Origin of the sequence: Caloramator sp. (assembly GCF_020054765.1) — a bacterium.
Lineage (GTDB): Bacteria > Bacillota > Clostridia > Clostridiales > Caloramatoraceae > Thermobrachium > Thermobrachium proteoclasticum.
Map to the genome: position 1 here is coordinate 1 of NZ_JAIHAO010000034.1, position 20,546 is coordinate 20,546.

Annotated in this window: 23 protein-coding genes; 9 read left to right on the forward strand and 14 right to left on the reverse strand. The window is 31.5% G+C overall.

What is annotated here, in order from left to right:
• Positions 1 to 155 precede the first annotated feature (155 nt).
• Both hslO and JG776_RS09645 read right to left on the reverse strand, forming a co-directional pair.
• Positions 156 to 1,034 carry an Hsp33 family molecular chaperone HslO gene (gene hslO / locus JG776_RS09640; RefSeq protein WP_291966964.1) on the reverse strand — a complete coding sequence of 293 codons (879 nt, stop codon included), beginning with the start codon at positions 1,032 to 1,034 and terminating at the stop codon, positions 156 to 158.
• Between the two features lie 305 nt (positions 1,035 to 1,339).
• Complete coding sequence (locus tag JG776_RS09645; protein WP_291966967.1) at positions 1,340 to 2,077, reverse strand: class I SAM-dependent methyltransferase; 738 nt, start codon at positions 2,075 to 2,077, stop codon at positions 1,340 to 1,342.
• A gap of 85 nt (positions 2,078 to 2,162) precedes the next feature.
• Here JG776_RS09645 and manA point away from each other — a divergent pair, with 85 nt between their 5' ends.
• On the forward strand, positions 2,163 to 3,122 hold the full coding sequence (gene manA / locus JG776_RS09650) for a mannose-6-phosphate isomerase, class I (RefSeq protein WP_291966968.1): 960 nt from the start codon (positions 2,163 to 2,165) through the stop codon (positions 3,120 to 3,122).
• A 15-nt stretch (positions 3,123 to 3,137) separates the two neighbouring features.
• Here manA and JG776_RS09655 read toward each other — a convergent pair whose 3' ends face one another.
• From JG776_RS09655 to JG776_RS09680, 6 genes are read right to left on the reverse strand one after another with little or no spacing between them, the layout of a single operon-like run.
• A complete protein-coding gene (locus JG776_RS09655) occupies positions 3,138 to 3,368 on the reverse strand; it encodes a small, acid-soluble spore protein, alpha/beta type (RefSeq protein WP_291966970.1) in 231 nt (76 codons plus the stop codon).
• Between the two features lie 45 nt (positions 3,369 to 3,413).
• Positions 3,414 to 4,379, reverse strand: coding sequence for an ABC transporter ATP-binding protein (locus tag JG776_RS09660; RefSeq protein WP_291966972.1), 966 nt, complete (start codon positions 4,377 to 4,379; stop codon positions 3,414 to 3,416).
• Position 4,380: 1 nt separating this feature from the next.
• Positions 4,381 to 5,355 carry an ABC transporter ATP-binding protein gene (locus tag JG776_RS09665; protein WP_291966974.1) on the reverse strand — a complete coding sequence of 325 codons (975 nt, stop codon included), beginning with the start codon at positions 5,353 to 5,355 and terminating at the stop codon, positions 4,381 to 4,383.
• An 11-nt stretch (positions 5,356 to 5,366) separates the two neighbouring features.
• Complete coding sequence (opp4C, locus tag JG776_RS09670; RefSeq protein WP_291966976.1) at positions 5,367 to 6,311, reverse strand: oligopeptide ABC transporter permease; 945 nt, start codon at positions 6,309 to 6,311, stop codon at positions 5,367 to 5,369.
• 12 nt (positions 6,312 to 6,323) lie between these two features.
• Positions 6,324 to 7,286, reverse strand: coding sequence for an ABC transporter permease (locus tag JG776_RS09675; RefSeq protein WP_027307665.1), 963 nt, complete (start codon positions 7,284 to 7,286; stop codon positions 6,324 to 6,326).
• 43 nt (positions 7,287 to 7,329) lie between these two features.
• On the reverse strand, positions 7,330 to 9,039 hold the full coding sequence (locus JG776_RS09680) for a peptide-binding protein (RefSeq protein ID WP_291966979.1): 1,710 nt from the start codon (positions 9,037 to 9,039) through the stop codon (positions 7,330 to 7,332).
• Between the two features lie 412 nt (positions 9,040 to 9,451).
• Between JG776_RS09680 and JG776_RS09685 the strand changes: the two genes are divergently transcribed.
• The 4 genes from JG776_RS09685 to JG776_RS09700 all read left to right on the forward strand — a co-directional run bounded on the left by JG776_RS09685 (position 9,452) and on the right by JG776_RS09700 (position 13,428).
• Positions 9,452 to 10,435 carry an aspartate-semialdehyde dehydrogenase gene (locus JG776_RS09685; protein ID WP_291966982.1) on the forward strand — a complete coding sequence of 328 codons (984 nt, stop codon included), beginning with the start codon at positions 9,452 to 9,454 and terminating at the stop codon, positions 10,433 to 10,435.
• A gap of 49 nt (positions 10,436 to 10,484) precedes the next feature.
• On the forward strand, positions 10,485 to 11,369 hold the full coding sequence (gene dapA / locus JG776_RS09690) for a 4-hydroxy-tetrahydrodipicolinate synthase (RefSeq protein ID WP_291966984.1): 885 nt from the start codon (positions 10,485 to 10,487) through the stop codon (positions 11,367 to 11,369).
• A gap of 10 nt (positions 11,370 to 11,379) precedes the next feature.
• Positions 11,380 to 12,135, forward strand: coding sequence for a 4-hydroxy-tetrahydrodipicolinate reductase (gene dapB, locus JG776_RS09695; RefSeq protein WP_291966986.1), 756 nt, complete (start codon positions 11,380 to 11,382; stop codon positions 12,133 to 12,135).
• A 138-nt stretch (positions 12,136 to 12,273) separates the two neighbouring features.
• Positions 12,274 to 13,428, forward strand: a complete 1,155-nt coding sequence (locus JG776_RS09700; RefSeq protein ID WP_291966988.1) for an aminotransferase A — start codon at positions 12,274 to 12,276, stop codon at positions 13,426 to 13,428.
• A 301-nt stretch (positions 13,429 to 13,729) separates the two neighbouring features.
• On the opposite strand, the gene JG776_RS09705 is transcribed toward JG776_RS09700, so the two are convergent.
• The gene (locus tag JG776_RS09705; protein WP_291966990.1) at positions 13,730 to 14,263 is read right to left on the reverse strand and encodes a cob(I)yrinic acid a,c-diamide adenosyltransferase; all 534 of its coding nucleotides are present in this window, start codon (positions 14,261 to 14,263) and stop codon (positions 13,730 to 13,732) included.
• A 111-nt stretch (positions 14,264 to 14,374) separates the two neighbouring features.
• Between JG776_RS09705 and dapD the strand changes: the two genes are divergently transcribed.
• A complete protein-coding gene (dapD, locus tag JG776_RS09710; protein ID WP_291966991.1) occupies positions 14,375 to 15,097 on the forward strand; it encodes a 2,3,4,5-tetrahydropyridine-2,6-dicarboxylate N-acetyltransferase in 723 nt (240 codons plus the stop codon).
• Between the two features lie 37 nt (positions 15,098 to 15,134).
• Here dapD and JG776_RS09715 read toward each other — a convergent pair whose 3' ends face one another.
• The 3 genes from JG776_RS09715 to pdaB form a co-directional block, all read right to left on the reverse strand.
• The gene (locus tag JG776_RS09715; protein WP_291966993.1) at positions 15,135 to 15,758 is read right to left on the reverse strand and encodes a single-stranded DNA-binding protein; all 624 of its coding nucleotides are present in this window, start codon (positions 15,756 to 15,758) and stop codon (positions 15,135 to 15,137) included.
• A gap of 81 nt (positions 15,759 to 15,839) precedes the next feature.
• The gene (locus JG776_RS09720) at positions 15,840 to 16,433 is read right to left on the reverse strand and encodes a Mur ligase family protein (protein WP_291966995.1); all 594 of its coding nucleotides are present in this window, start codon (positions 16,431 to 16,433) and stop codon (positions 15,840 to 15,842) included.
• 89 nt (positions 16,434 to 16,522) lie between these two features.
• The gene (pdaB, locus tag JG776_RS09725) at positions 16,523 to 17,296 is read right to left on the reverse strand and encodes a polysaccharide deacetylase family sporulation protein PdaB (protein ID WP_291966997.1); all 774 of its coding nucleotides are present in this window, start codon (positions 17,294 to 17,296) and stop codon (positions 16,523 to 16,525) included.
• A 127-nt stretch (positions 17,297 to 17,423) separates the two neighbouring features.
• Here pdaB and JG776_RS09730 point away from each other — a divergent pair, with 127 nt between their 5' ends.
• From JG776_RS09730 to JG776_RS09740, 3 genes are all read left to right on the forward strand, one after another.
• On the forward strand, positions 17,424 to 17,612 hold the full coding sequence (locus tag JG776_RS09730) for a hypothetical protein (RefSeq protein WP_273962300.1): 189 nt from the start codon (positions 17,424 to 17,426) through the stop codon (positions 17,610 to 17,612).
• Positions 17,613 to 17,719: 107 nt separating this feature from the next.
• Positions 17,720 to 17,962, forward strand: coding sequence for an alpha/beta-type small acid-soluble spore protein (locus tag JG776_RS09735; protein WP_027307677.1), 243 nt, complete (start codon positions 17,720 to 17,722; stop codon positions 17,960 to 17,962).
• Between the two features lie 130 nt (positions 17,963 to 18,092).
• The gene (locus JG776_RS09740; RefSeq protein WP_291967002.1) at positions 18,093 to 18,608 is read left to right on the forward strand and encodes a DUF4364 family protein; all 516 of its coding nucleotides are present in this window, start codon (positions 18,093 to 18,095) and stop codon (positions 18,606 to 18,608) included.
• A gap of 126 nt (positions 18,609 to 18,734) precedes the next feature.
• Here the strand turns inward: JG776_RS09740 and JG776_RS09745 are convergent, their stop codons facing one another.
• Together JG776_RS09745 and JG776_RS09750 are read right to left on the reverse strand one after the other, a co-directional pair.
• A complete protein-coding gene (locus tag JG776_RS09745) occupies positions 18,735 to 18,926 on the reverse strand; it encodes a hypothetical protein (RefSeq protein WP_291967004.1) in 192 nt (63 codons plus the stop codon).
• A 38-nt stretch (positions 18,927 to 18,964) separates the two neighbouring features.
• Positions 18,965 to 20,269 carry a folylpolyglutamate synthase/dihydrofolate synthase family protein gene (locus JG776_RS09750; protein ID WP_291967006.1) on the reverse strand — a complete coding sequence of 435 codons (1,305 nt, stop codon included), beginning with the start codon at positions 20,267 to 20,269 and terminating at the stop codon, positions 18,965 to 18,967.
• Between the last annotated feature and the right edge of the window lie 277 nt (positions 20,270 to 20,546).

Here is a 20,546-nt window from a genome sequence, read left to right on the forward strand (position 1 = left end):
CTCTCCCCAATCTAACCTATCTTTCTAAAATCACTCTCAAATAAGAAAGGACAGGCATTCTAATCGAATACCCGCCCCAACAATTGACAAAGAGCCAAATTTTAAAGCCCCACTTATAGATTAATACAGCATCTATAATGGAGCAATTATATTTATTATTTAATAGAATCTATTAAATTTTGCATATCATCCTTTGTAAATTGGTATCTTCTTTCACAAAAATGGCACTCTACCTGCATAATCTCTTCCTCTTCCTTTAATCTCTCAAGTTCCTCTTTTCCTAATGCAATAAGTGCCTTTTCAACTCTTTCTCTTGAACAATCACACTCATACGCTATATCTATCTCTTCGTGTATTTTTAAGTCCATATCATCAAAAAGTAAATTTAATATATCTTCGCAAGTTTTACCTTCTGCTATAAGTGTTGAAAGCGGTGGTATCTCTTGAAGTCTAAATGTGATTATATCCGCAAGTAGTTCGTTTGCACCAGGCATCATTTGTATAACTAATCCTCCAGCTGATTTTATAGAAATGTCTGTGTCAACAAGAACACCTAATGCTACTGCAGATGGAACCTGTTCTGAAACTGTAAAATAATATGCAATGTCATCTCCAACTTCACCAGTATATAAAGGTACACTTCCTACATATGGGTCTTTAAGCCCCATATCCTTTACTACGTTTAAAAATCCATCCTTACCTATTGCACCACCAACATCAAGTTTTCCCTTATCATTTAATGGCAAATCTACGTGTGGATTTGAGATGTAACCCTTTACATTCCCCTTTGAATTTGCAACAACTACTAAATTACCTGCTGGCCCTCTACCATTCATAGACAATGTCAGCGTATCCTTTTCACCCTTTAACATTGCTCCCATTATACTACCTGCAGTTAATAATCTACCGAGGGCTGCTGATGCAGTTGGGCTTAAATCGTGTATTTGTCTTGCTTTTTCTACTATATCTGTTGTAATTGCTGCAAATAATCTTATATCTCCATTTGAGGCTGTTGCTCTAACTAATTTACCCATATTGTTTCCTCCTAAAATATAAAATATTTTTTGAATAAAAGTTAGGTTAATTATACAAATCTGTACAATACAAGTCAATATTTAAAGTATAATCATTGTAACACTCAAAAATTAAAGAATATTATAATTATATAATGATCTATTGGGGTGTTTTTTGTGGATACCCAAAAAGATAAACTAAAAGTAAAGGTACGTCAATCTAAAGATGGTAAAAAAAAATAAAAATAGAAAATGACTATTTAAAAATCAGCATCAGAGTTAAAGATAAAGATGTTGAACTTTGCGATGAAGATGAGTAATTATTATCATTTCTTTATCACAAATACAGCTCTAATACTATCTTGACTATATTCTTTAAATTTATAGTCATCAAAAACTTCAACTTCTTTAAAACCTATTTTTTTTATAATTTCTATGATTTCTTCAACCCTATAAATTTTTTGTAAATGCCTTTCATCAAACCTTCTATAATATTTTCCTTCCTTTACAAAGAAGGTAATATACATCTCCAATATATCTTCATTTATATAATTATCCCATATATAGCATATATCCTCTCTATTTAATGTAAAAGTCTTTTCTCCTATTAGATTTCTTAACTTATATTCTGTGCTAATATCAAATAAAAAATAACCACCATCTTCTAAGTGATTATAAACATTTTTAAAGGAATTTTCTAAATCTATAAGGTTTGTTATGTAATTAAAGCAGTCACAAAAGCTAAATATAAAGGGAAATTTTTTGTTTAAATTATAATTCCTTATATCCTGTTTCAATAGTGAAACTCTTAATCTTTCACTTCTTAATTTCTCCTCTGCCTTTGTCAGCATATCCTCTGAACTATCCAATGCCACTAAATCCAATCCAAGTTTTTTTAAATAAATAGTCATATTTCCTGTACCACAGCCAAGTTCGAGACCTTTTTTGTATTTTAATTCAATATTTTTATTTTTAAAATATGTGCTAACAAAATCTGCCCATTTATTATAATCTACATCCATAAGCTCATCATATACTAAAGATAAATTTGAATATTGTTCCATTTATTTCAACTCCTATATTTATTTTGTTTTGTCATTTTGTTAAAATAAAGTAAGAATAAATAAAATAGTTTACAGGAGGTATTTTATGCTATATCCATTATTTTTTCAACCTGTTTATAAAGAAATTATATGGGGAGGACAAAATTTAAATAAAATACTTGGTCGTAATTTGCCCTATGAAAAAACTGCAGAAAGCTGGGAAGTGTGTTGTCATAAAAATGGAATGAGTATAATCGAAAATGGAAAATATAAAGAAAAAACTCTACAAGAAATAATAGATATATATAAAGAAGAACTACTTGGAACTAAAGCTTTAAAATATGATAGATTTCCTCTTCTAATTAAATACATAGATGCAAATGATAAACTTTCTGTTCAAGTTCATCCTAACGACGAATATGCACTTAAATATGAAGGAGATTTTGGTAAGACTGAAATGTGGTATGTGGTTGATGCAAAGGATGATGCTAAGCTTATATATGGTTTAAAGGAAGGAACAACAAAGCAAGAATTTAAAGAAGCTCTATTAAACAATAGATTGGAAAATTGTTTAAATTATGTTTCTGTTAAAAAGGGTGATGTAATTTTTATTCCTTCTGGCACCGTTCACGCTATACTTGATGGAATCGTAATTGCAGAAATACAACAAAATAGCGATACTACCTATAGAGTATATGATTGGAATAGAGTTGATAAAAACGGTAAACCAAGAGAACTTCATATTGAAAAGGCTCTTGATGTAATTGATTTTAATATAAGTGGTAAAGTAGTATCACCAGTATCCCAAAAATTTAATGGCTATAGTTTATCTAATATTGCAAAGTGCAACTACTTCTCTGTTGATGAAATCACTGTAGAAAATAAATACATTGATAAAACAAATGGAGAATCCTTTTATATTTATATGTGTATCGAAGGCAATGGAAGACTCACTTATAATGGAGATGTATTTGATATATTTTTAGGTAAAACTTTTATGATTCCAGCAAAAGAAGAAGAATTTACAATAGAGGGGCAATTAAAACTATTAAAGACATATCTATAAGGGGCATAATTGCCCCTATTTATTCCATCTTCTACCTGCATCCTTATTTCTCTTTGTCATTATTCCACCTATTTTGCCAGTCTCTTCTGCCGTTAAACCACTCCAACCGTATTTTTTAACTTTATCTATAAGCCCTAATTCCTCTGCTATTTCATACTTAATTTTTTCCCTTTCAAGTTCTTCTTCACTTAAAGGCTTTTTAGCTTTAATCTTTGCCTTTACCTTCTTTTTAAATGGTGTTGTCATATAAAACACCCCCTCAGGATTATTTTATCCTTGAGGGGGTATATTTTATACTAAATGGCACGCAACAAAGTGTCCTCCGCCCACATCTCTAAATTTAGGTATTTCCTGTGAACAAATATCCTTTTTGTATGGGCATCTTGTATGGAATTTACATCCACTTGGAGGATTTGCTGGGCTTGGAATATCTCCCTGCAATATTATCCTTTCCCTTTTTAGCGTTGGGTCTGGAATTGGAACAGCAGAAAGCAATGCTCTTGTATATGGATGCAGTGGATTTTTATAAAGTTCGTGCTTATCTGCAAGCTCCACAAGTGAACCTAAGTACATTACACCTACCCTATGGCTTATGTGCTTTACAACACTTAAATCGTGGGATATGAACATATATGAAAAACCAAACTTTTGTTGTAGATCACATAAAAGGTTTACAATTTGTGATTGAATTGAAACGTCAAGAGCAGATACTGGTTCATCACAAACTATAAATTTTGGATTTAATACAAGTGCTCTTGCAATACCAATTCTCTGTCTTTGTCCACCTGAAAATTCGTGTGGATATCTTCTTATGTGGTAAGGTGCAAGTCCACACATTTCTATTGCCTCAAGTACTCTGTCCTTAACTTCCCCCTTAGATACTAATCCGTGATCTACAAGTGCCTCACCTATAATTTCACCTACAGTCATTCTTGGATTTAATGAACTATATGGATCTTGGAATATAATCTGCATCTTAGGTCTTATGCTTCTTAAATCTTTTCTACTTAACTTAAATATATCCTTTCCCTCAAAATACACGCTTCCATCTGTTTTGTCTAAAAGTCTCAATATTGTTCTTCCTGTTGTTGATTTTCCACACCCTGATTCTCCAACAACTCCTAATGTTTCACCTTCCTTTAGCTCGAATGAAACATCATCAACCGCCTTTACATATCCAACTGTTCTTTGGAATACTCCTGCCTTTATTGGAAAGTACTTTTTCAGATTTTCTACTTTTAATAAAGTTTCAGCCATTTTACTTCACCTCCCTGTAGAGGTGGCAAGCCACCTTATGACCATCTTTTACACTACAAAATTCTGGCTGTTCCCTTCTACATATGTCCATAGCCTTTGAACATCTGGGGTGGAAATAGCAGCCCTCTGGCATATTAAGTGGATTTGGTACTTGTCCGGGTATAGAATTTAATCTATCTTTATCTTGATTTAATATTGGCTTTGATTCAAGCAATCCTAATGTATATGGATGCATTGGATTTTTAAATATTTCATATACATTAGCCTCTTCAACGACCTTTCCAGCATACATAACAACAACGTGGTCTGCCATTTCTGCAACAACACCAAGGTCATGAGTTATAAGTATAATAGATGTATTAGTTTTATTCTTAAGATCTCTCATCAGATCAAGTATTTGTGCTTGAATTGTAACATCAAGTGCAGTAGTTGGCTCATCTGCTATTAAAAGCTTTGGATTACAAGCCATTGCCATTGCAATCATTGCCCTTTGTCTCATTCCACCTGACAGTTCGTGTGGATAGGCATCTACAACCTCATCTGCTCTTGGAATACCAACCAACTTTAACATATCTATAGCCTTTTCACGTGCCTTTTCTTTATTCATATTTTGGTGTAGAACTATAGCTTCTATTATTTGATCACCTATTGTAAATACAGGGTTTAATGAAGTCATAGGTTCTTGAAATATAACAGATATTTTGTTTCCACGTATTTTTCTGATTTCTTCATCGGTTGCCTTTGTTAAATCCTTACCATCAAATATAATTTCACCATCAACAATTTTGCCAGGTGGATTTGGAATAAGCTTAAGTATAGACATAGCAGTTATACTTTTACCACATCCAGATTCACCAACTACACCTAATGTTTCTCCCTCTCTTATTGATAAACTAACGTCATCAACAGCCTTTATTACACCATCTTCTGTATAAAAATAAGTCTTTAAATTCTTTATACTCAATAATTCACCCATTCTAATACCCCCTATCTTTTAAGCTTTGGATCAAGTGCATCTCTTAATCCATCTCCGAATAAGTTTATTGCCATAACTGTTAAGAATATACAAACACCAGGAGGTATCCACTTCCAATACTCATATTGCATTGCATAATAGTCAGTTGCAACCTGAACCATTTGTCCCCAAGATGGGTATGGTGGAGTTACACCTAAACCAAGATAGCTCAATGCAGACTCAGAAAGAATTGCACTACCTATACCTAAAGTAGCAGATACGATAATTGAAGCAAAGGTATTTGGAAGAAGATGTCTAAAAATCTTCCTTCTATCTCTAAGACCAAGTGCTTCAGCAGCCTGCATAAATTCCTGCTCTCTTAAGGATAATATTTGTCCTCTTACTATACGTGCAAGGCCTGTCCAGCTCAATATACCTATTATAATCATAACAAAATATATTCTATACTTTGGATCAACCTTATAATCTGAAAGAACAGCTGCAAGCATTAGTAGTAGTGGGAAGAATGGGAAACACATAAATATATCAACAAGTCTCATTATAATCCCATCAACCACTCCGCCGTAGTAACCAGATATTCCACCAATTATACTACCAATTACAACACTTATAGAAACTGCAACAATACCTACTGTAAGAGATATTCTACCGCCATACATAAGTCTTGTTAAAATATCACGTCCAACCTCATCAGTTCCAAGTGGATGCTTTAGGCTTGGTGGTGCCGAAATATTGTATAAATCAATTTTTTCCATTGTTATACCAAATACATACTTTTGTACTATAGGTCCAAAAATAGCAAGTATAATCATAAATAATAGTGTGTATAGACCAACCATTGCAAGTTTGTTTCTTCTTAATCTATGCTTAACAACCTTCCAAGGGCTCATAATATCTTCTTTTTTTGCACCCTTTAATTCAACATTTTTATTCGTATTCTTTTTAAGTTCTGCCATATCTCACACCCCCTACTTTAATCTAATTCTTGGGTCAACTAATGCATAGGTTACATCTGCTATTAGATTTCCAAGGAGGGTCAAAAACGCAAGAAGCATATTTATACCCATTAATAGTGGATAATCTCTATTATTTACAGCCAAAAGCTCAATAGGTCCAATTCCTGGCCAATTAAATATTGCTTCTGTTATCATAGCCCCTGAGAATAAGCCTGGTAGCCACATACCAAATATTGTAACAACAGGAATTAAAGCATTTCTAAGGGCGTGCTTATAAATTACGACCTTTTCTCTTAATCCCTTTGCTCTTGCTGTTCTTACATAATCCTGTCTTATAACTTCAAGCATACTTGAGCGTGTATATCTCATAAGACCCGCAACACTACCTAACGTTAATACTATAAGAGGTAATGTCATATGGTACATTACATCTTTAAATTTGGCAAATCCAACCGCTGTGCTTCCTGCAGTCATCATACCTGAAACTGGGAATAATTTTATATCAACAGCAAACCATTTAATCAAAAGTAATCCAAAGAAGAAGGACGGCATGGATATACCAATCAAGGCAAATACAGTAAAGAAATAATCCATAAAACTATATTGCCTTGTTGCAGAAATTACCCCTATAGGAATTGCAATTAATACACTTAAAATAAATGATGCAAGTGAAAGATAAAATGAATTCCAGATATATGTATTCATAACCTTTCCAACTGGTTGCTTAAAATAAAAGGATTCTCCAAAATCACCCTTTAAAACGTTTTGCACCCAATATTTATATTGAATAATACCTGGTTCATCAAGGTGTAACTGCTTTCTTAATTTTTGCTTTGTTTCATATGACATTTTAGGATCCATCATACCAGTTAACGCATCACCTGGAGCTGCTTGAAATATTAAGAAGATAATAATAGATACCCCTATAAGCACAGGTATCATCTGTAAAAGCCTTCTTGTTATATACTGTCTCATTGTATCCCCCCTAAATTAAGCCCGGCATAAGGCCGGGCATTTATTATTTAACATCTTGAAGTTCAACTTTGTGGATATCATATGTCCAATCTGTAAATGGTGATAGTCTTAATCCCTTAACCTTTGCACTTACAGCATAAGTGTCATTTGAATAGCTTAAGAATAGATATGGTAATTCTTCATTAGCAAGTTTTACCCACTTTTGGTATATTTCCTTTCTCTTTTCCATATTAGTTTCTTTTAGGCCTTCCTTCATAAGTCTTTCTGATTCTTCATTTCTCCAACCTACTGAGTTGAATCCACCAAGCTTATCTTGTTCAATTGAGAATATTCCTGATGGATCTGGGTCAATTGATAGTGACCAAGCCATATTATACATTTCAAATTTTTGTTCATCATATACCTTTTGTGCAAGTGTGCTGAATTCCATTAATTCAGGAATTACTTCAACACCTATTTGTTTCCAATTTTCAATTAGAATTGGAGTTAATGCTTCAACATACTTACTTCCTGTATATGTCATCCAGTGAACTGTAAACTTCTTACCATCCTTATATCTGTATCCGTCTTCCTTCTTTACCCAACCTGCTTCATCAAGAAGCTTATTTGCCTTTTCAGGATCATATTCATACTTATTTACATCTTCTGTATATGCCCATGAAACCTTTGATACAGGTGCATTACATACATCTCCAAGTCCCTTGTAGTAAGCTTGAATGAAGCCTGCTCTATTTAATCCATATGCAAGTGCTTGACGAACCTTTTTATCCTTAAACTTTTCATCTCTTAAATTCCATCCTATGTATCCATAGCTATTTGATGGATATCTATAAATATCTAAGAATTCTGCCTTCTTAACAAGGTCAATTTGTTCTGGCTTACTTGGAACTCTATCGATATCAACACTACCAGTTGTTAATTCTTGTATTACTGTAGTAGCATTTGTTACCTTCATAACTATCTTTGCAATCTTTGGTTCGCCTCTCCAATAGTTTGGATTCTTTTCAAATACGATTTCTTGTCCAGCCTTGTATTCTTTAAATAGGTATGGACCAGCACCTACTGGGCTTAGGAACTTGTCCTTAAGTGGCTTTATATTACCCTTTTCAAAATTATAAATATGCTTTGGCATAATACCATAACCAAAATCATATATAGCTGGAGCCTTTGGTTCTGTTAATGTAAATGATATTGTATACTTATCTATAACTTTTATACCAGCAACTTCCTTAACCTTTCCTTCTTTGTCTTCATTATATTCCTTATATCCAACTAAACTTGAAACTGCATCTGTTCTTGGTCCATCATAGCTTGGGTCACAAATTGCAGTAAATGTAAATGCTACGTCTTCTGCAGTTACTTCTTGACCATCACTAAACTTAACACCCTTATTTAATGTAAAAGTATAAGTCTTACCATCTTCTGATATCTTCCATTCCTTTGCGATAAGTGGAGTTGGGTTACCCTGTTCATCATTTGAAATTAATCCGTCAAATACAAGGCTAACTACCCAAGAGTCATAAACTGAATCTGAATAAATTGGATTGAACTTACCTGATGGTGCTGTTGTACCAACAATTAATGTATCCTTTCTATTTTTTGATGCATCAGGTAGTTTAGCTGGATTTGTAGCCTTTTCTACTGTAGCTACGTCCTTTCTTTTTGTTTCTGTTTGTTTACTTGGGCCACAGGATGTTAATAGCATCATAGCTGCCAATAATCCCGCAGCAAAACTCGCAAGTTTTTTGTTCATTTCTGCTCCCCCTTTAATATAAATTTATATTTATAACCCAGCCGGGTTATATTCCTAATAAAACTGTATGTTTTTTTTACAAATTTATTCCACAGATTACAATGATATTTTTCAGAATTTTAGAATGGTATTATCAACTTTTTTCATTTAATAAATAAATATGAACTAAACAACAATAAAATTTGAAGGATAATAAATGCGTTTCTTCTTTTTTCTGTATTTTACCAGCGTTTTTCTATAATGTCAATATTTTTTGTAATATGAATTTATTACAAAAATCGACAATTATTTATCGATACCTATTGTTGCATAATTATAAATTAATAGTATATAATTATCCTTAAATATATGTTATAAAGTATAAAATTATTTTATAAACTATATTAGATAAAACTAAAAAGGGGGAAATATAATGGGCATTAAATTAGCAGTTGTTGGTGCAACTGGTATGGTTGGCAGAAAATTTCTTGATGTACTTAAGGAAAGAAACTTTCCTATTGAAAATCTTTTTCTTTTCGCGTCTTCAAAATCAGCTGGAAAAGTAATCATTTTTAACAATAAAGATTATATTGTTGAGGAACTTAAAGAAGACTCCTTTGATAGAGGTATTGATATTGCCTTATTTTCTGCTGGTGCATCTACAAGTTTAAAATATGCACCAATCGCAGCAAGTAAAGGCTGTATTGTTGTTGATAATAGTAGTGCTTGGAGAATGAATGATGATGTACCTCTTGTTGTTCCTGAAGTAAATCCAGAGGATATAAAATGGCATAAGGGCATAATTGCAAATCCTAACTGTTCAACTATTCAAGCTGTGGTCGCACTAAAGCCTCTTGATGACATATATAGAATAAAAAGAATTATCTATTCAACATATCAAGCAGTATCAGGTGCTGGGATGGGTGGATATGAAGATTTAATAAATGGAATTAATGGAGAAAAACCAAAAAAATTCCCTCACCCAATTGCATATAACATAATACCCCACATAGATGTATTTATGGATAACGGCTATACAAAGGAAGAAATGAAAATGATAAACGAAACAAGAAAAATACTGCATAGACCTGATTTAAAGATTACAGCAACAACTGTTAGAGTTCCTGTATTTTATGGTCATAGCGAATCTATAAATGTGGAGTTTGAAAAGAACTTTGAAATAGATGAGTTAAAGGAAATATTAAAGCAAAGCAAAGGCATAGTGCTTATGGATGATGTTAAAAATAATGTTTATCCTATGCCAATATTAGCAGAGGGAAAAAATGAAGTTTTTGTTGGAAGAATAAGACGTGATGAAAGTGTGGAAAACGGTATCAATATGTGGGTTGTAGCTGATAACATAAGAAAAGGTGCTGCAACAAATGCTGTACAAATTGCTGAACTTTTAATCAAGTAGTACTATATAATAATATTAAGGATATTTTTTTAGAAAGGATGGGTTGTAAATGAGCCTATTTACTGGAAGCGGTGTTGCAATAGTAACGCCATTTAACGAAGACGGAGTTGACTTTAAAAAATTAGAAGAACTTATTGAATGGCATATAGACCAAAAGACAGATGCAATTATTATATGTGGAACAACTGGTGAAGCCTCAACTATGTCTGAACAAGAGAGAAAAGAAACTATTAAATTTACCGTTGATGTTGTAAAGGGAAGAATACCTGTTATTGCAGGAACAGGAAGCAACAATACTAAAGCTGCAGTAGATATGAGTAGGTGGGCTGATGGAATTGGTGTAGATGGTCTTTTAGTTATAACACCCTACTATAATAAAACAACTCAAAGAGGAGCAATCGAACATTTTAAAGCAATAGCTTCTGCTGTTACAAAACCTATTATAATCTATAACGTACCTTCAAGAACTGGATTTAATATACTCCCTGAAACTCTATTTGAACTTTCAAAAATTGATAATATAGTTGCTGTAAAGGAAGCAAGCGGAAATATATCCCAAGTTGCTGAAATTGCACAGCTCTGTGGTGATAACCTCGAGATTTATTCAGGAAATGATGATCAAGTTATACCAATAATGTCACTTGGAGGTAAAGGTGTTATTTCTGTTGTTGCTAATATTCTTCCTAAAGATACTCACGATATGTGTGAATTATTCCTACAAGGTAAATACAAAGAAGCATTAAAGATACAACTTAATATGATTCAATTAATAAAAGCATTATTTATTGAAACTAATCCTATCCCAGTAAAAACTGCTATGAATCTAATGGGAATGAAGGTAGGACACTTAAGACTGCCTCTTGTTGATATGTCACCTAAAAATATTGAAATATTAAAAAAAGAAATGATCAATTACGGAATAAAGCTTGCTTAGAGGTGAATGTATGAGAGTATTATTGCACGGTTGTAATGGACGTATGGGACAGACTTTAACAAAAATTATATCAACACTTAATGATATTGAAGTTGTATGTGGTGTTGATAAGGATACAACAAAATTTATCAATTCTTATCCAGTATATTCAAAATTAGATGAAGTTAAAGAAGAGGTTGATGTATTAATTGATTTTTCAAATCACACCTGTTTAGATTCTATATTAGATTATGGTAAAAAGAATAAGGTAGCATTAGTAATCTGTACTACAGGTTTTTCTGTAGAGGAAAAAAATAAAATGTATGATGCCTCTAAATTTATACCTATACTAAATTCTGCTAATATGTCCCTTGGTGTTAATTTAGTTTTATCTTTAGTTTCACAAGCTGCAAAGGTACTCTATGAAAATTTCGATATAGAAATAATCGAAAAACATCATAATCAAAAGCTTGATTCACCAAGTGGTACAGCATTAATGATTGCAGATGCAATAAATAAATCATTAGAAAATGTATTAAACTATAGTTATGGTAGACATTCAAAAACTCAAAAGCGAGAAAAAAATGAACTTGGAATACATGCTGTTCGCGGTGGAAATATAGTTGGTGAACACGAAGTATTATTCGCAGGCCCCTTTGAAAATATAGAAATTAAGCATTCTGCCCTTTCAAGAGATGTATTTGCCTATGGTGCAATAAAAGCCGCAAGATATTTATTTGGAAAAGAAAATGGTTTTTATACAATGCAGGATGTAATAAACAGTTAACCTTATTAACCAATTGTTGGATATTAAAATAAATTTATAGCTAACCCCATAAAGGATATATCTTCATTCATCTGTAATTAATTTCAAAATATCCTTTATGGGGCTTTTAAAAATTAGTGTCTTCTGATGGAGGTTATTATGGAAAATTTATTAAATAAAAACGTTAGGAACATAGAAATATCAGGTATTAGAAAGTTTTATAATATGGTATCAAAATATGATAATGTAATCTCACTTACTATAGGACAACCAGATTTTAATACACCAAATCACATAAAAGAAGCTGCAAAGACAGCATTAGAAAATAACAAAACTATATATACCCACAATGCAGGGATTATTGAACTAAGAAGAGCTATATCAAATTTTGTTCAAAAAAAATATAATCTATATTACAATCCCGATGATGAAATTATAGTAACTTGTGGTGCAAGTGAAGGAATATTTATAACACTTAAAACTATATTAGATATAGGCGATGAAGTATTAATTCCTGCACCCTGTTATCCGGGATATGAACCTGTCGTAAAACTATGTGGTGCAAAGGTAAAATACATAGATACTTCAAATACTAATTTTAAATTAACTAAAAAATTACTTGAAGATAATATATGTTCTTCAACTAAATGCATAATTATACCTTATCCATCAAATCCAACAGGACAATGCTTAAACTTAGATGAATTAAATGAAATAGCAGATTTCATTCAAGATAAAAATATATTTATTTTATCAGATGAAATCTATAGTGAACTTATATACGAAGAAAGACATAATTCAATAGCAGCACTTAATAATTTAAAGGATAAAACAATTGTAATAAACGGACTGTCAAAATCCCATTCTATGACTGGATTTAGAATAGGATATACATTATCACCAAGATACATAACAAAACATATGATTAAAGTGCATCAATACCTAAATACTTGTGCTACATCTATAAGCCAATATGCTGCCCTTGAAGCTCTAACAAATGGAATAGACGATTCAATAACAATGAAAAATGAATATAAAAAAAGAAGAGACTATGTTTATGAACGGCTTATAAAAATGGGATTTGATGTTGTAAGACCTAAAGGAACCTTTTATATGTTTCCAAATATAAAAAAGTATTCAAACAACTCATTTAACTTTGCTTTAAGTTTATTAGAAAATGAAAAAGTTGCAGTTGTACCTGGAAGTGCCTTTTCACAATATGGAGAGGGACATATAAGGATTTCCTTCGCATATTCGATGGATGAATTAAAATTAGCATTAGATAGGCTTGAGAAATTCATATCCACTTTATAAAAAAATTACCCACATAAATAGGTATGTAATTTCCAGATTGTTGACAAACCTAATTATTAGTTAAAGTACAAAAAAGCCCCATGATAGGATTTCAAAGGCTCTTTCATGAGCATTAGCAATTCTTAGCTTTAGCTTTTGAAAAAGTCCGTAATTTGGCACAGGACGTGCCGAGCCGAGCGGCCATCAGGACGATGGCATCGCAAGGGTAGGACTTTTTCAAACAAAGAAAAGCTTAGAATTGCTTTGCGAAATGAACGAATGCCTTAAAATCCTTCATGGGGCTAATCATTACATAACTTTTTCAAAACTCTATTCCTTTTCTTGCTGGAACTCCTTCATTGAAATAATGCTTAATATCCTTCATCTCAGTTATCAAATCTGCAACATCTGCTATTTCTTGAGGAACATTTCTTCCAGTTAATATTATCTCTACATTATCAGGTTTGGATTTTAAAAACTCCACTACTTCTTGTACATCTAAAAGTTTATTTGATAAAACTCCCATCATCTCATCAATAATTAATACATCGCATTCCCTATTTTTTAAAACTTCCCTGCAAAATTCAAAACCTTTATCAATATCCTTTTTAAGTTCAATCTTTTCCTCTTCACTTAAAGTCCAAAAAAATCCTCTTGGCCTTTCAAACCTAAAAACCTTAAAATCAGGCTCTAATTTTTTTAAGCTATGTAATTCCCCTGTATCATTTCCCTTTAAGAACTGTACCATATAAACCTTAAGTCCTCTTCCTACAGCTCTTACTCCTTGCCCTACAGCAGCAGTTGTTTTGCCTTTTCCATTACCTGTATAAACTTGAATACATCCTTTTTGTAGCATAATATCACCCCCGTAATATCCTTAATTATAGAATACTACTTTTATTTATATTTGACAAACTATTTATACTATTGTATATTTATTGATAATAATTTATAAGGAGGGTAAATAATGGATATGAAAACAGAATATGATTTAACAAATCCATACGAAATAGCACGATACATCAAGGACGCTAAAAAAACTACACCTGTCAAGGTTTATATAAATGGTAATTTACAAGGAATAGAAAATGAAGAAATAGAAATATATGGAGAAGGAAACTTTTTTATTCTATTTGGAGAAAATCATTTAATCGAAAAGTTTATTAATGAAAATAAAGATAAGATTAAAAAATATAGAATTGAATGGGACAGAAGAAATTCTGCAATACCTATGCTTGACATTAGGCATATTGAAGCAAGAATCGAACCTGGTGCAATAATTAGAGAAGGTGTTTCAATTGGTAAAAATGCTGTTATAATGATGGGAGCAGTAATTAATATTGGTGCTGAAATAGGTGAAGGTGCAATGATTGATATGAATGCTGTAGTTGGTGCAAGAGGTAAAATAGGAAAAAATGTTCACATTGGAGCTGGTGCTGTTATTGCAGGTGTTTTAGAACCTCCAAGCAAAGACCCTGTTATTATTGAGGATGACGTTCTAATTGGAGCAAATGCAGTTATATTAGAGGGAGTTAAAGTTGGAAAAGGTGCTGTAGTTGCAGCAGGCTCTGTTGTTACAGAGAATGTAGAACCAAATGTAGTTGTTGCTGGTTCTCCAGCTAAAGTAATAAAAAGGGTTGATGAAAAAACCAAAAATAAAACACAAATACTTCAGGACTTAAGAAAATAAGTTAACAAAAGGGATAAACCTTTTGTTAACTTATTTTTTACTCTTCAACCTTATCCATCTTTGTTATAGATACCTCATAAGCTGTTCTCTTTACTGTTTCTGTTTCTGAAATCTTCTTTTCATAATCTCTACTTTGTATTCTTCCAGTAATCTTTATATGAGTTCCTACTTCAAGTGTACTTGAAAATCTTGCATTTCTTCCCCACGCAATAGCTGGTATGTAATCTGATTTATTATATGGCCTATTTACTGCAATTAATATGTCTGTTATTTCTCTTCCAAATGGTGTAGTTCTATAAACTGGTGATTTACAAATATAACCATCTAAATATATTTCATTGGGGCTTGTACTAATAGTATCAATGTTATTAATATCCCTTGCAAAAACAGTTAGTATCAATCTATTAGTGCCATCCACCACTTTATTATAGGACCTCAACTGTCCTTTAATACTAACTATCTTTCCAATACTTACATCAACAGTTGGTAGAAGTCTTTCAGAAACAGTAATAGGTAGCCTATCAACAGTTTCACTTAACCTTGGCACTTCAACAGTAAAGTTATAAAAAGCTTCCCCAAACATTTCGTGACTATAGGATAGTTCCGAAACTACCTTGCCTTCAATATACACTTTGTTTGATGTTAATTGATAATCGTTCATAATCCCATCCCCTTTGTACATTTTTGATTTTATTATCTAAAATATAAATATTATGATTTTTATTTTTTTATACCTATTTTTTTAAAATTCATAATCTAAACACAAAACTGTGCTTAAAGCAGCAAGATAATAATAGACATCTTGGTATTTACCCTTAACTTTAAGTGGTTTTTCAAAAGGCTGAACTAATTTACCATTTATAGTTACTATACTTCTTTGAAGGCAGTAACTAAAGCATAGTTCATTCATATCATCAATGCTTGAGGCTGATACTGTTGTACGTTCATTTAAACCATATGTAATGGGATAAACTTTCTCACATACATAATCTATCTTTTGAATTGAATCTGCATTAAGAATAATATATCCATTTTCCTTTAGATTTGAAATTAAATTTTGATAAGACTTAATCAGGCTTTCCTTTTCATATTCAAGAGCAGTGTGTATTAATATATCAAACTTTATTTTGTTTATTTTGTTGTTAATTATATCTTCTCTTGAAATCTCTATAATTATATAATCTATACTATTTCTTAATAGATTAAAAAATGATTCCTCACTATCGTCCTTTGTTCCAATTACATAGGCATTTTTTTTATGTTTCTTAAAAAATTCTAATAGTACATCACCCACAAAGGACTTTCCTCTACTTCCAAATATACCAATTATTATCATAGTTAAACCTCCTCTCTTATTTTAATATCTTGTACATTTTTTTATTATTTATTCAATGGAGGAGGCTTAAAAACATTATTAGTATATATTTACTCACTTAATGGCTTCTGCCTACCTGTAAAATCAATATAATAGTTGTCCTTATATATCAAATCTGATACCTTAACAAATTCATATCCTTTATTTTTAAGTTCCTTTATAATTGTATCTAATGCTTTTACTGTTTCCATACTACTATTATGCAAAAGAATTATTGAACCATTTCTTGTCTTTGATATAACTGTTTTTTCAATTTGCTGATGGGATATAGTCCTCCAATCAATAGGGTCAACATCCCATTGTATGCAATAATGTCCAGTTTCTTCTATTGCTTTAATTACTTCACTGTTGTAATCACCATACGGTACCCTCATCAATTTAGTTTCCTTTCCTGTTATCTTTTTTATTTTACTACTTGCTGTAAATACTTCCTCCTTTATTTTAGATTTTGTAAGCCTTGTAAAGTAAATATGATTATTTGAATGATTTCCTATTTCGTGCCCCTTTAAATCTATTTCCTTTACTCTGTTTGGATATTTATCAACCCACGTTCCTAATATAAAAAACGTTGCTTTTACATTATTATCATCTAATACTTTTAAAATCGAAGGTATATACTCATCCCCCCATCCAATATCAAATGTTAAAGCAACCCTTTTTTCCTTAGTTTCCACCGAATAAATAGGCAAGTCAGCTTTTGAATTTAAAAAAACATCTATAAGCTTATACCCACCTAATAGTTTAAATAATACTGCAATACAAACAATTAAAAAAACAACCCCAATATTTTTTATTTTTTCTTTACTTAAAATTAAAACCTTCAATAATCATTCCCTCCAAAATATTCTATTTATACATATTTATTTTAATAAATTTAAATTTAAAACAACTGTATTAAATTTTTAAATAGAAACAAATAATAAAGATAAGGTCAATAAAGGAGGGATTTTTATGACCATGCGAAAGGCACGCTTTACAAACCTGTTTGGGCATCAAGAGGAATTTGCTTCAGAAAACCTATTAGGACAAGATAGACATTATCACAGAGAAGCAAAATCTCAAAAGGCTCAATTAGAAAGTGTTAAACGACATGGTACAAGAAAAGACAGAAAAATCCCTATCAAAGAAAAATTGACCTAAAAGGGTTGCAATCCGCAACCCTTTTCCTTTAACTTCCTAACATATTTTTTACTAAACTACACAAATTATAATTAAACAAAAACATAAGTACATAAGGAGGAATAAAAATGGCAGCAGGACAGAATGGTTCAGGAAGAACTCAATTGGTTCCAGAAGCTCATCAAATTTTAGACAATATAAAATATGAAATCGCATCAGAGTTTGGGATTCCAGTATATCAAGGCTCTGAAGACTATTGGGGAAATATCCCATCAAAGGATTGCGGAAGAGTCGGTGGGGCAATGGTTAAAAGAATGATTGCACTGGCTGAAAAGGAACTTATGAGCGGAAAACAATTAGAAAAACTATAAACAGGAAGGGATTAACCCTTCTTGTTTTTATGTCTATATTGTTGTAAAAAATTAATCCTATTTTGTTGAAATATAGATAACTTTGTTGGTATAATAAATTTGATATTAAATGAAGAGGTGAAAAAATTAAATGGATGTAACAGATTTAGCCATAAACAAACTAATTATTTTATACATACTAAATAAACTAAATAAGCCATCTACTAATTCACAGCTAACACAAATTATATTAGAAAATAACCTAATAAACTACTTTACACTTCAGCAGTATATATCTGAACTCATAAATACTGGTTTTATAAATACCATAACCGATAACAAAAAACAATATTTAGTAATTAGTAGTAAAGGCTCTGACACATTGAATTTCTTTTTAAATAGAATACCCGATTCAAAAATTGAACAATTAGATGATTATTTTGAAAACAAAAATGAAAGCACACAGAAAATAGAACCTGCTGCTGAATATATGCCAATTAAGGATGGATTTGAAGTAAATTTAATTTTAAAAAAGGGATCAAAAAATCTAATTGAAATAAAACTTCCAGTTAAAACTATGGAGGATATTGAATTAATACGAACCAACTGGAAAAACTCTGGTGAAGAGATATATAATAATCTAACAAACCTATTAAATAAAAAATAAAAACCTTCTTAAATATAAAGCAAACTATAATAAAAGCCCTATGGAATTTTAAGACTCATATCTTTCCATAGGGCTCTTATATAACTTTTTAATCAACTTCATAATATAAATTATATTTTTATAATTCTATTTTAAAATCCTATCTGCCAGCTCATCATAATTTAAGCCAACCTTTAACGTTTTAGCAGCTTTAATCGTATCATTACATATAATCTTTGCCACATTAACAAGTTCCTTGGGTATTTTATCCTCATTTTTAATTGCAAAATAATATATCTCATAAGCCAGCTTAACTCGTTCTTTAATATCAACAGACAATTTTTCCTCCCAAAACTTAGTACTTTAATATATTATATTCATTCTTCTTCTTTTTTAAAAATAGAATTTAATATTCTTCTAACATCACCTATCATATAAAGTGAACCACAGAATACCAAAACATCATAATCCTTATTATTTATAGTAAATTCAACAGCCTCCTTCATATTATCAAAGGCTACTGCCCTTTTACCTCTTTCTTCTATAAATTCTTTTAAATCTTTTGCCTTTAGTGCTCTTAAACTTTCAGGAGTTACTGTTATAAAATCATCACAGACTTTTGTAAGCTCATCTACCATTTTTATATAATCCTTATCCTTTAATACTCCAAACACTATCTTTATTTTTTTATTTATATAGTATTTCTTTAGACCATATATAAGTTCCATAATTCCCTGAACATTATGTCCACCATCAAGAACTATATATGGATCTTCCTTATATATCTCAAATCTACCTGGCCATACTGATTTTTCTAACCCTTCATATATAGCTTTGTCTGAAACAGAATATCCTAAATCCCTTAAAACCTCTATTGCCATAAGGGCAGTTACAGCATTTTTAACTTGATACCTGTTTATCATCCTTATCCTCAAATCCTTATATACCCTATTTTTTATTTTTACATCGAACACTATCCCCTTTATTGTGTCCTCCTTCACATCCCACTCTGCATCTTTTACATAATATGTATTTGAATCCATTTCCTCCGCCCTTTTAACTATAACTCTTTCTGCTTCTTCAACTTGAGGATACAAAACTAAAGGTCTATTTCTTTTAATTATTCCTGCCTTCTCATAGGCAATCTTTTCTATAGTATCTCCTAAAATATTAGTATGATCGTAACTTATAGAAGTAATTATTGAAAGAAGTGAGTTTACAACATTTGTAGCATCCAGCCTTCCACCAAGTCCAACCTCTAACACTACAAAATCAACCTTCTTTTCAGCAAAATACTTTAATGCACAGGCAGTTACTATCTCAAACTCTGTAGGATGTTCATATCCCTCAACTACAACCGTATTAATAATTTCCTTTATCTCTTCTATAAGCCCTGCAACATCCTCTTCAGATATTTCTTCATTGTTTATTTTAATTCTCTCTGTAAATCTCTCTAAATGTGGAGATGTATATATACCTACTCTATACCCCTCTTCAATCAAAATATTTGAAACAAAAGTAACCGTTGAACCTTTTCCATTGGTACCTGCAACGTGTATAACTTTTAATCTTTCCTGTGGATTACCTAAAAGTTCACATATTCTTTCTATTCTTTTCAACCCAAAGTTCATTCCAAATTTTCCAACACTCTCTATGTACTTTAAAGCCTCTCTATAATCCATAACATCACCTCGTATCAAATACTACATAAATTATATCATAAAAAATAGGATGTTTAAAAACACACAGATTTTTAACAAACCTACTTGTTAGCTAAAGTATGAAAAAGCCCCATGAAAGGATTTTATTAGGCTCTTTCATGAGCTTTAGCAATTCTTAGCTTTAGGCTTTGGAAAAGTCCGTAATTCGGCACAGGACGTGCCGAGCCGAGCGGCCATCAGGACGATGGCATCGCGAGGGTAGGACTTTTTCAAATAAAGAAAAGCTTAGAATTGCTTG

Bases quoted from the DNA above. Each gene is read 5' to 3' on its own strand.
- hslO (WP_291966964.1), bottom strand. From the start codon at position 1,034: ATGGGTAAATTAGTTAGAGCAACAGCCTCAAATGGAGATATAAGATTA.
- JG776_RS09645 (WP_291966967.1), bottom strand. From the start codon at position 2,077: ATGGAACAATATTCAAATTTATCTTTAGTATATGATGAGCTTATGGAT.
- manA (WP_291966968.1), top strand. From the start codon at position 2,163: ATGCTATATCCATTATTTTTTCAACCTGTTTATAAAGAAATTATATGG.
- JG776_RS09655 (WP_291966970.1), bottom strand. From the start codon at position 3,368: ATGACAACACCATTTAAAAAGAAGGTAAAGGCAAAGATTAAAGCTAAA.
- JG776_RS09660 (WP_291966972.1), bottom strand. From the start codon at position 4,379: ATGGCTGAAACTTTATTAAAAGTAGAAAATCTGAAAAAGTACTTTCCA.
- JG776_RS09665 (WP_291966974.1), bottom strand. From the start codon at position 5,355: ATGGGTGAATTATTGAGTATAAAGAATTTAAAGACTTATTTTTATACA.
- opp4C (WP_291966976.1), bottom strand. From the start codon at position 6,311: ATGGCAGAACTTAAAAAGAATACGAATAAAAATGTTGAATTAAAGGGT.
- JG776_RS09675 (WP_027307665.1), bottom strand. From the start codon at position 7,286: ATGAGACAGTATATAACAAGAAGGCTTTTACAGATGATACCTGTGCTT.
- JG776_RS09680 (WP_291966979.1), bottom strand. From the start codon at position 9,039: ATGAACAAAAAACTTGCGAGTTTTGCTGCGGGATTATTGGCAGCTATG.
- JG776_RS09685 (WP_291966982.1), top strand. From the start codon at position 9,452: ATGGGCATTAAATTAGCAGTTGTTGGTGCAACTGGTATGGTTGGCAGA.
- dapA (WP_291966984.1), top strand. From the start codon at position 10,485: ATGAGCCTATTTACTGGAAGCGGTGTTGCAATAGTAACGCCATTTAAC.
- dapB (WP_291966986.1), top strand. From the start codon at position 11,380: ATGAGAGTATTATTGCACGGTTGTAATGGACGTATGGGACAGACTTTA.
- JG776_RS09700 (WP_291966988.1), top strand. From the start codon at position 12,274: ATGGAAAATTTATTAAATAAAAACGTTAGGAACATAGAAATATCAGGT.
- JG776_RS09705 (WP_291966990.1), bottom strand. From the start codon at position 14,263: ATGCTACAAAAAGGATGTATTCAAGTTTATACAGGTAATGGAAAAGGC.
- dapD (WP_291966991.1), top strand. From the start codon at position 14,375: ATGGATATGAAAACAGAATATGATTTAACAAATCCATACGAAATAGCA.
- JG776_RS09715 (WP_291966993.1), bottom strand. From the start codon at position 15,758: ATGAACGATTATCAATTAACATCAAACAAAGTGTATATTGAAGGCAAG.
- JG776_RS09720 (WP_291966995.1), bottom strand. From the start codon at position 16,433: ATGATAATAATTGGTATATTTGGAAGTAGAGGAAAGTCCTTTGTGGGT.
- JG776_RS09730 (WP_273962300.1), top strand. From the start codon at position 17,424: ATGACCATGCGAAAGGCACGCTTTACAAACCTGTTTGGGCATCAAGAG.
- JG776_RS09735 (WP_027307677.1), top strand. From the start codon at position 17,720: ATGGCAGCAGGACAGAATGGTTCAGGAAGAACTCAATTGGTTCCAGAA.
- JG776_RS09740 (WP_291967002.1), top strand. From the start codon at position 18,093: ATGGATGTAACAGATTTAGCCATAAACAAACTAATTATTTTATACATA.
- JG776_RS09750 (WP_291967006.1), bottom strand. From the start codon at position 20,269: ATGGATTATAGAGAGGCTTTAAAGTACATAGAGAGTGTTGGAAAATTT.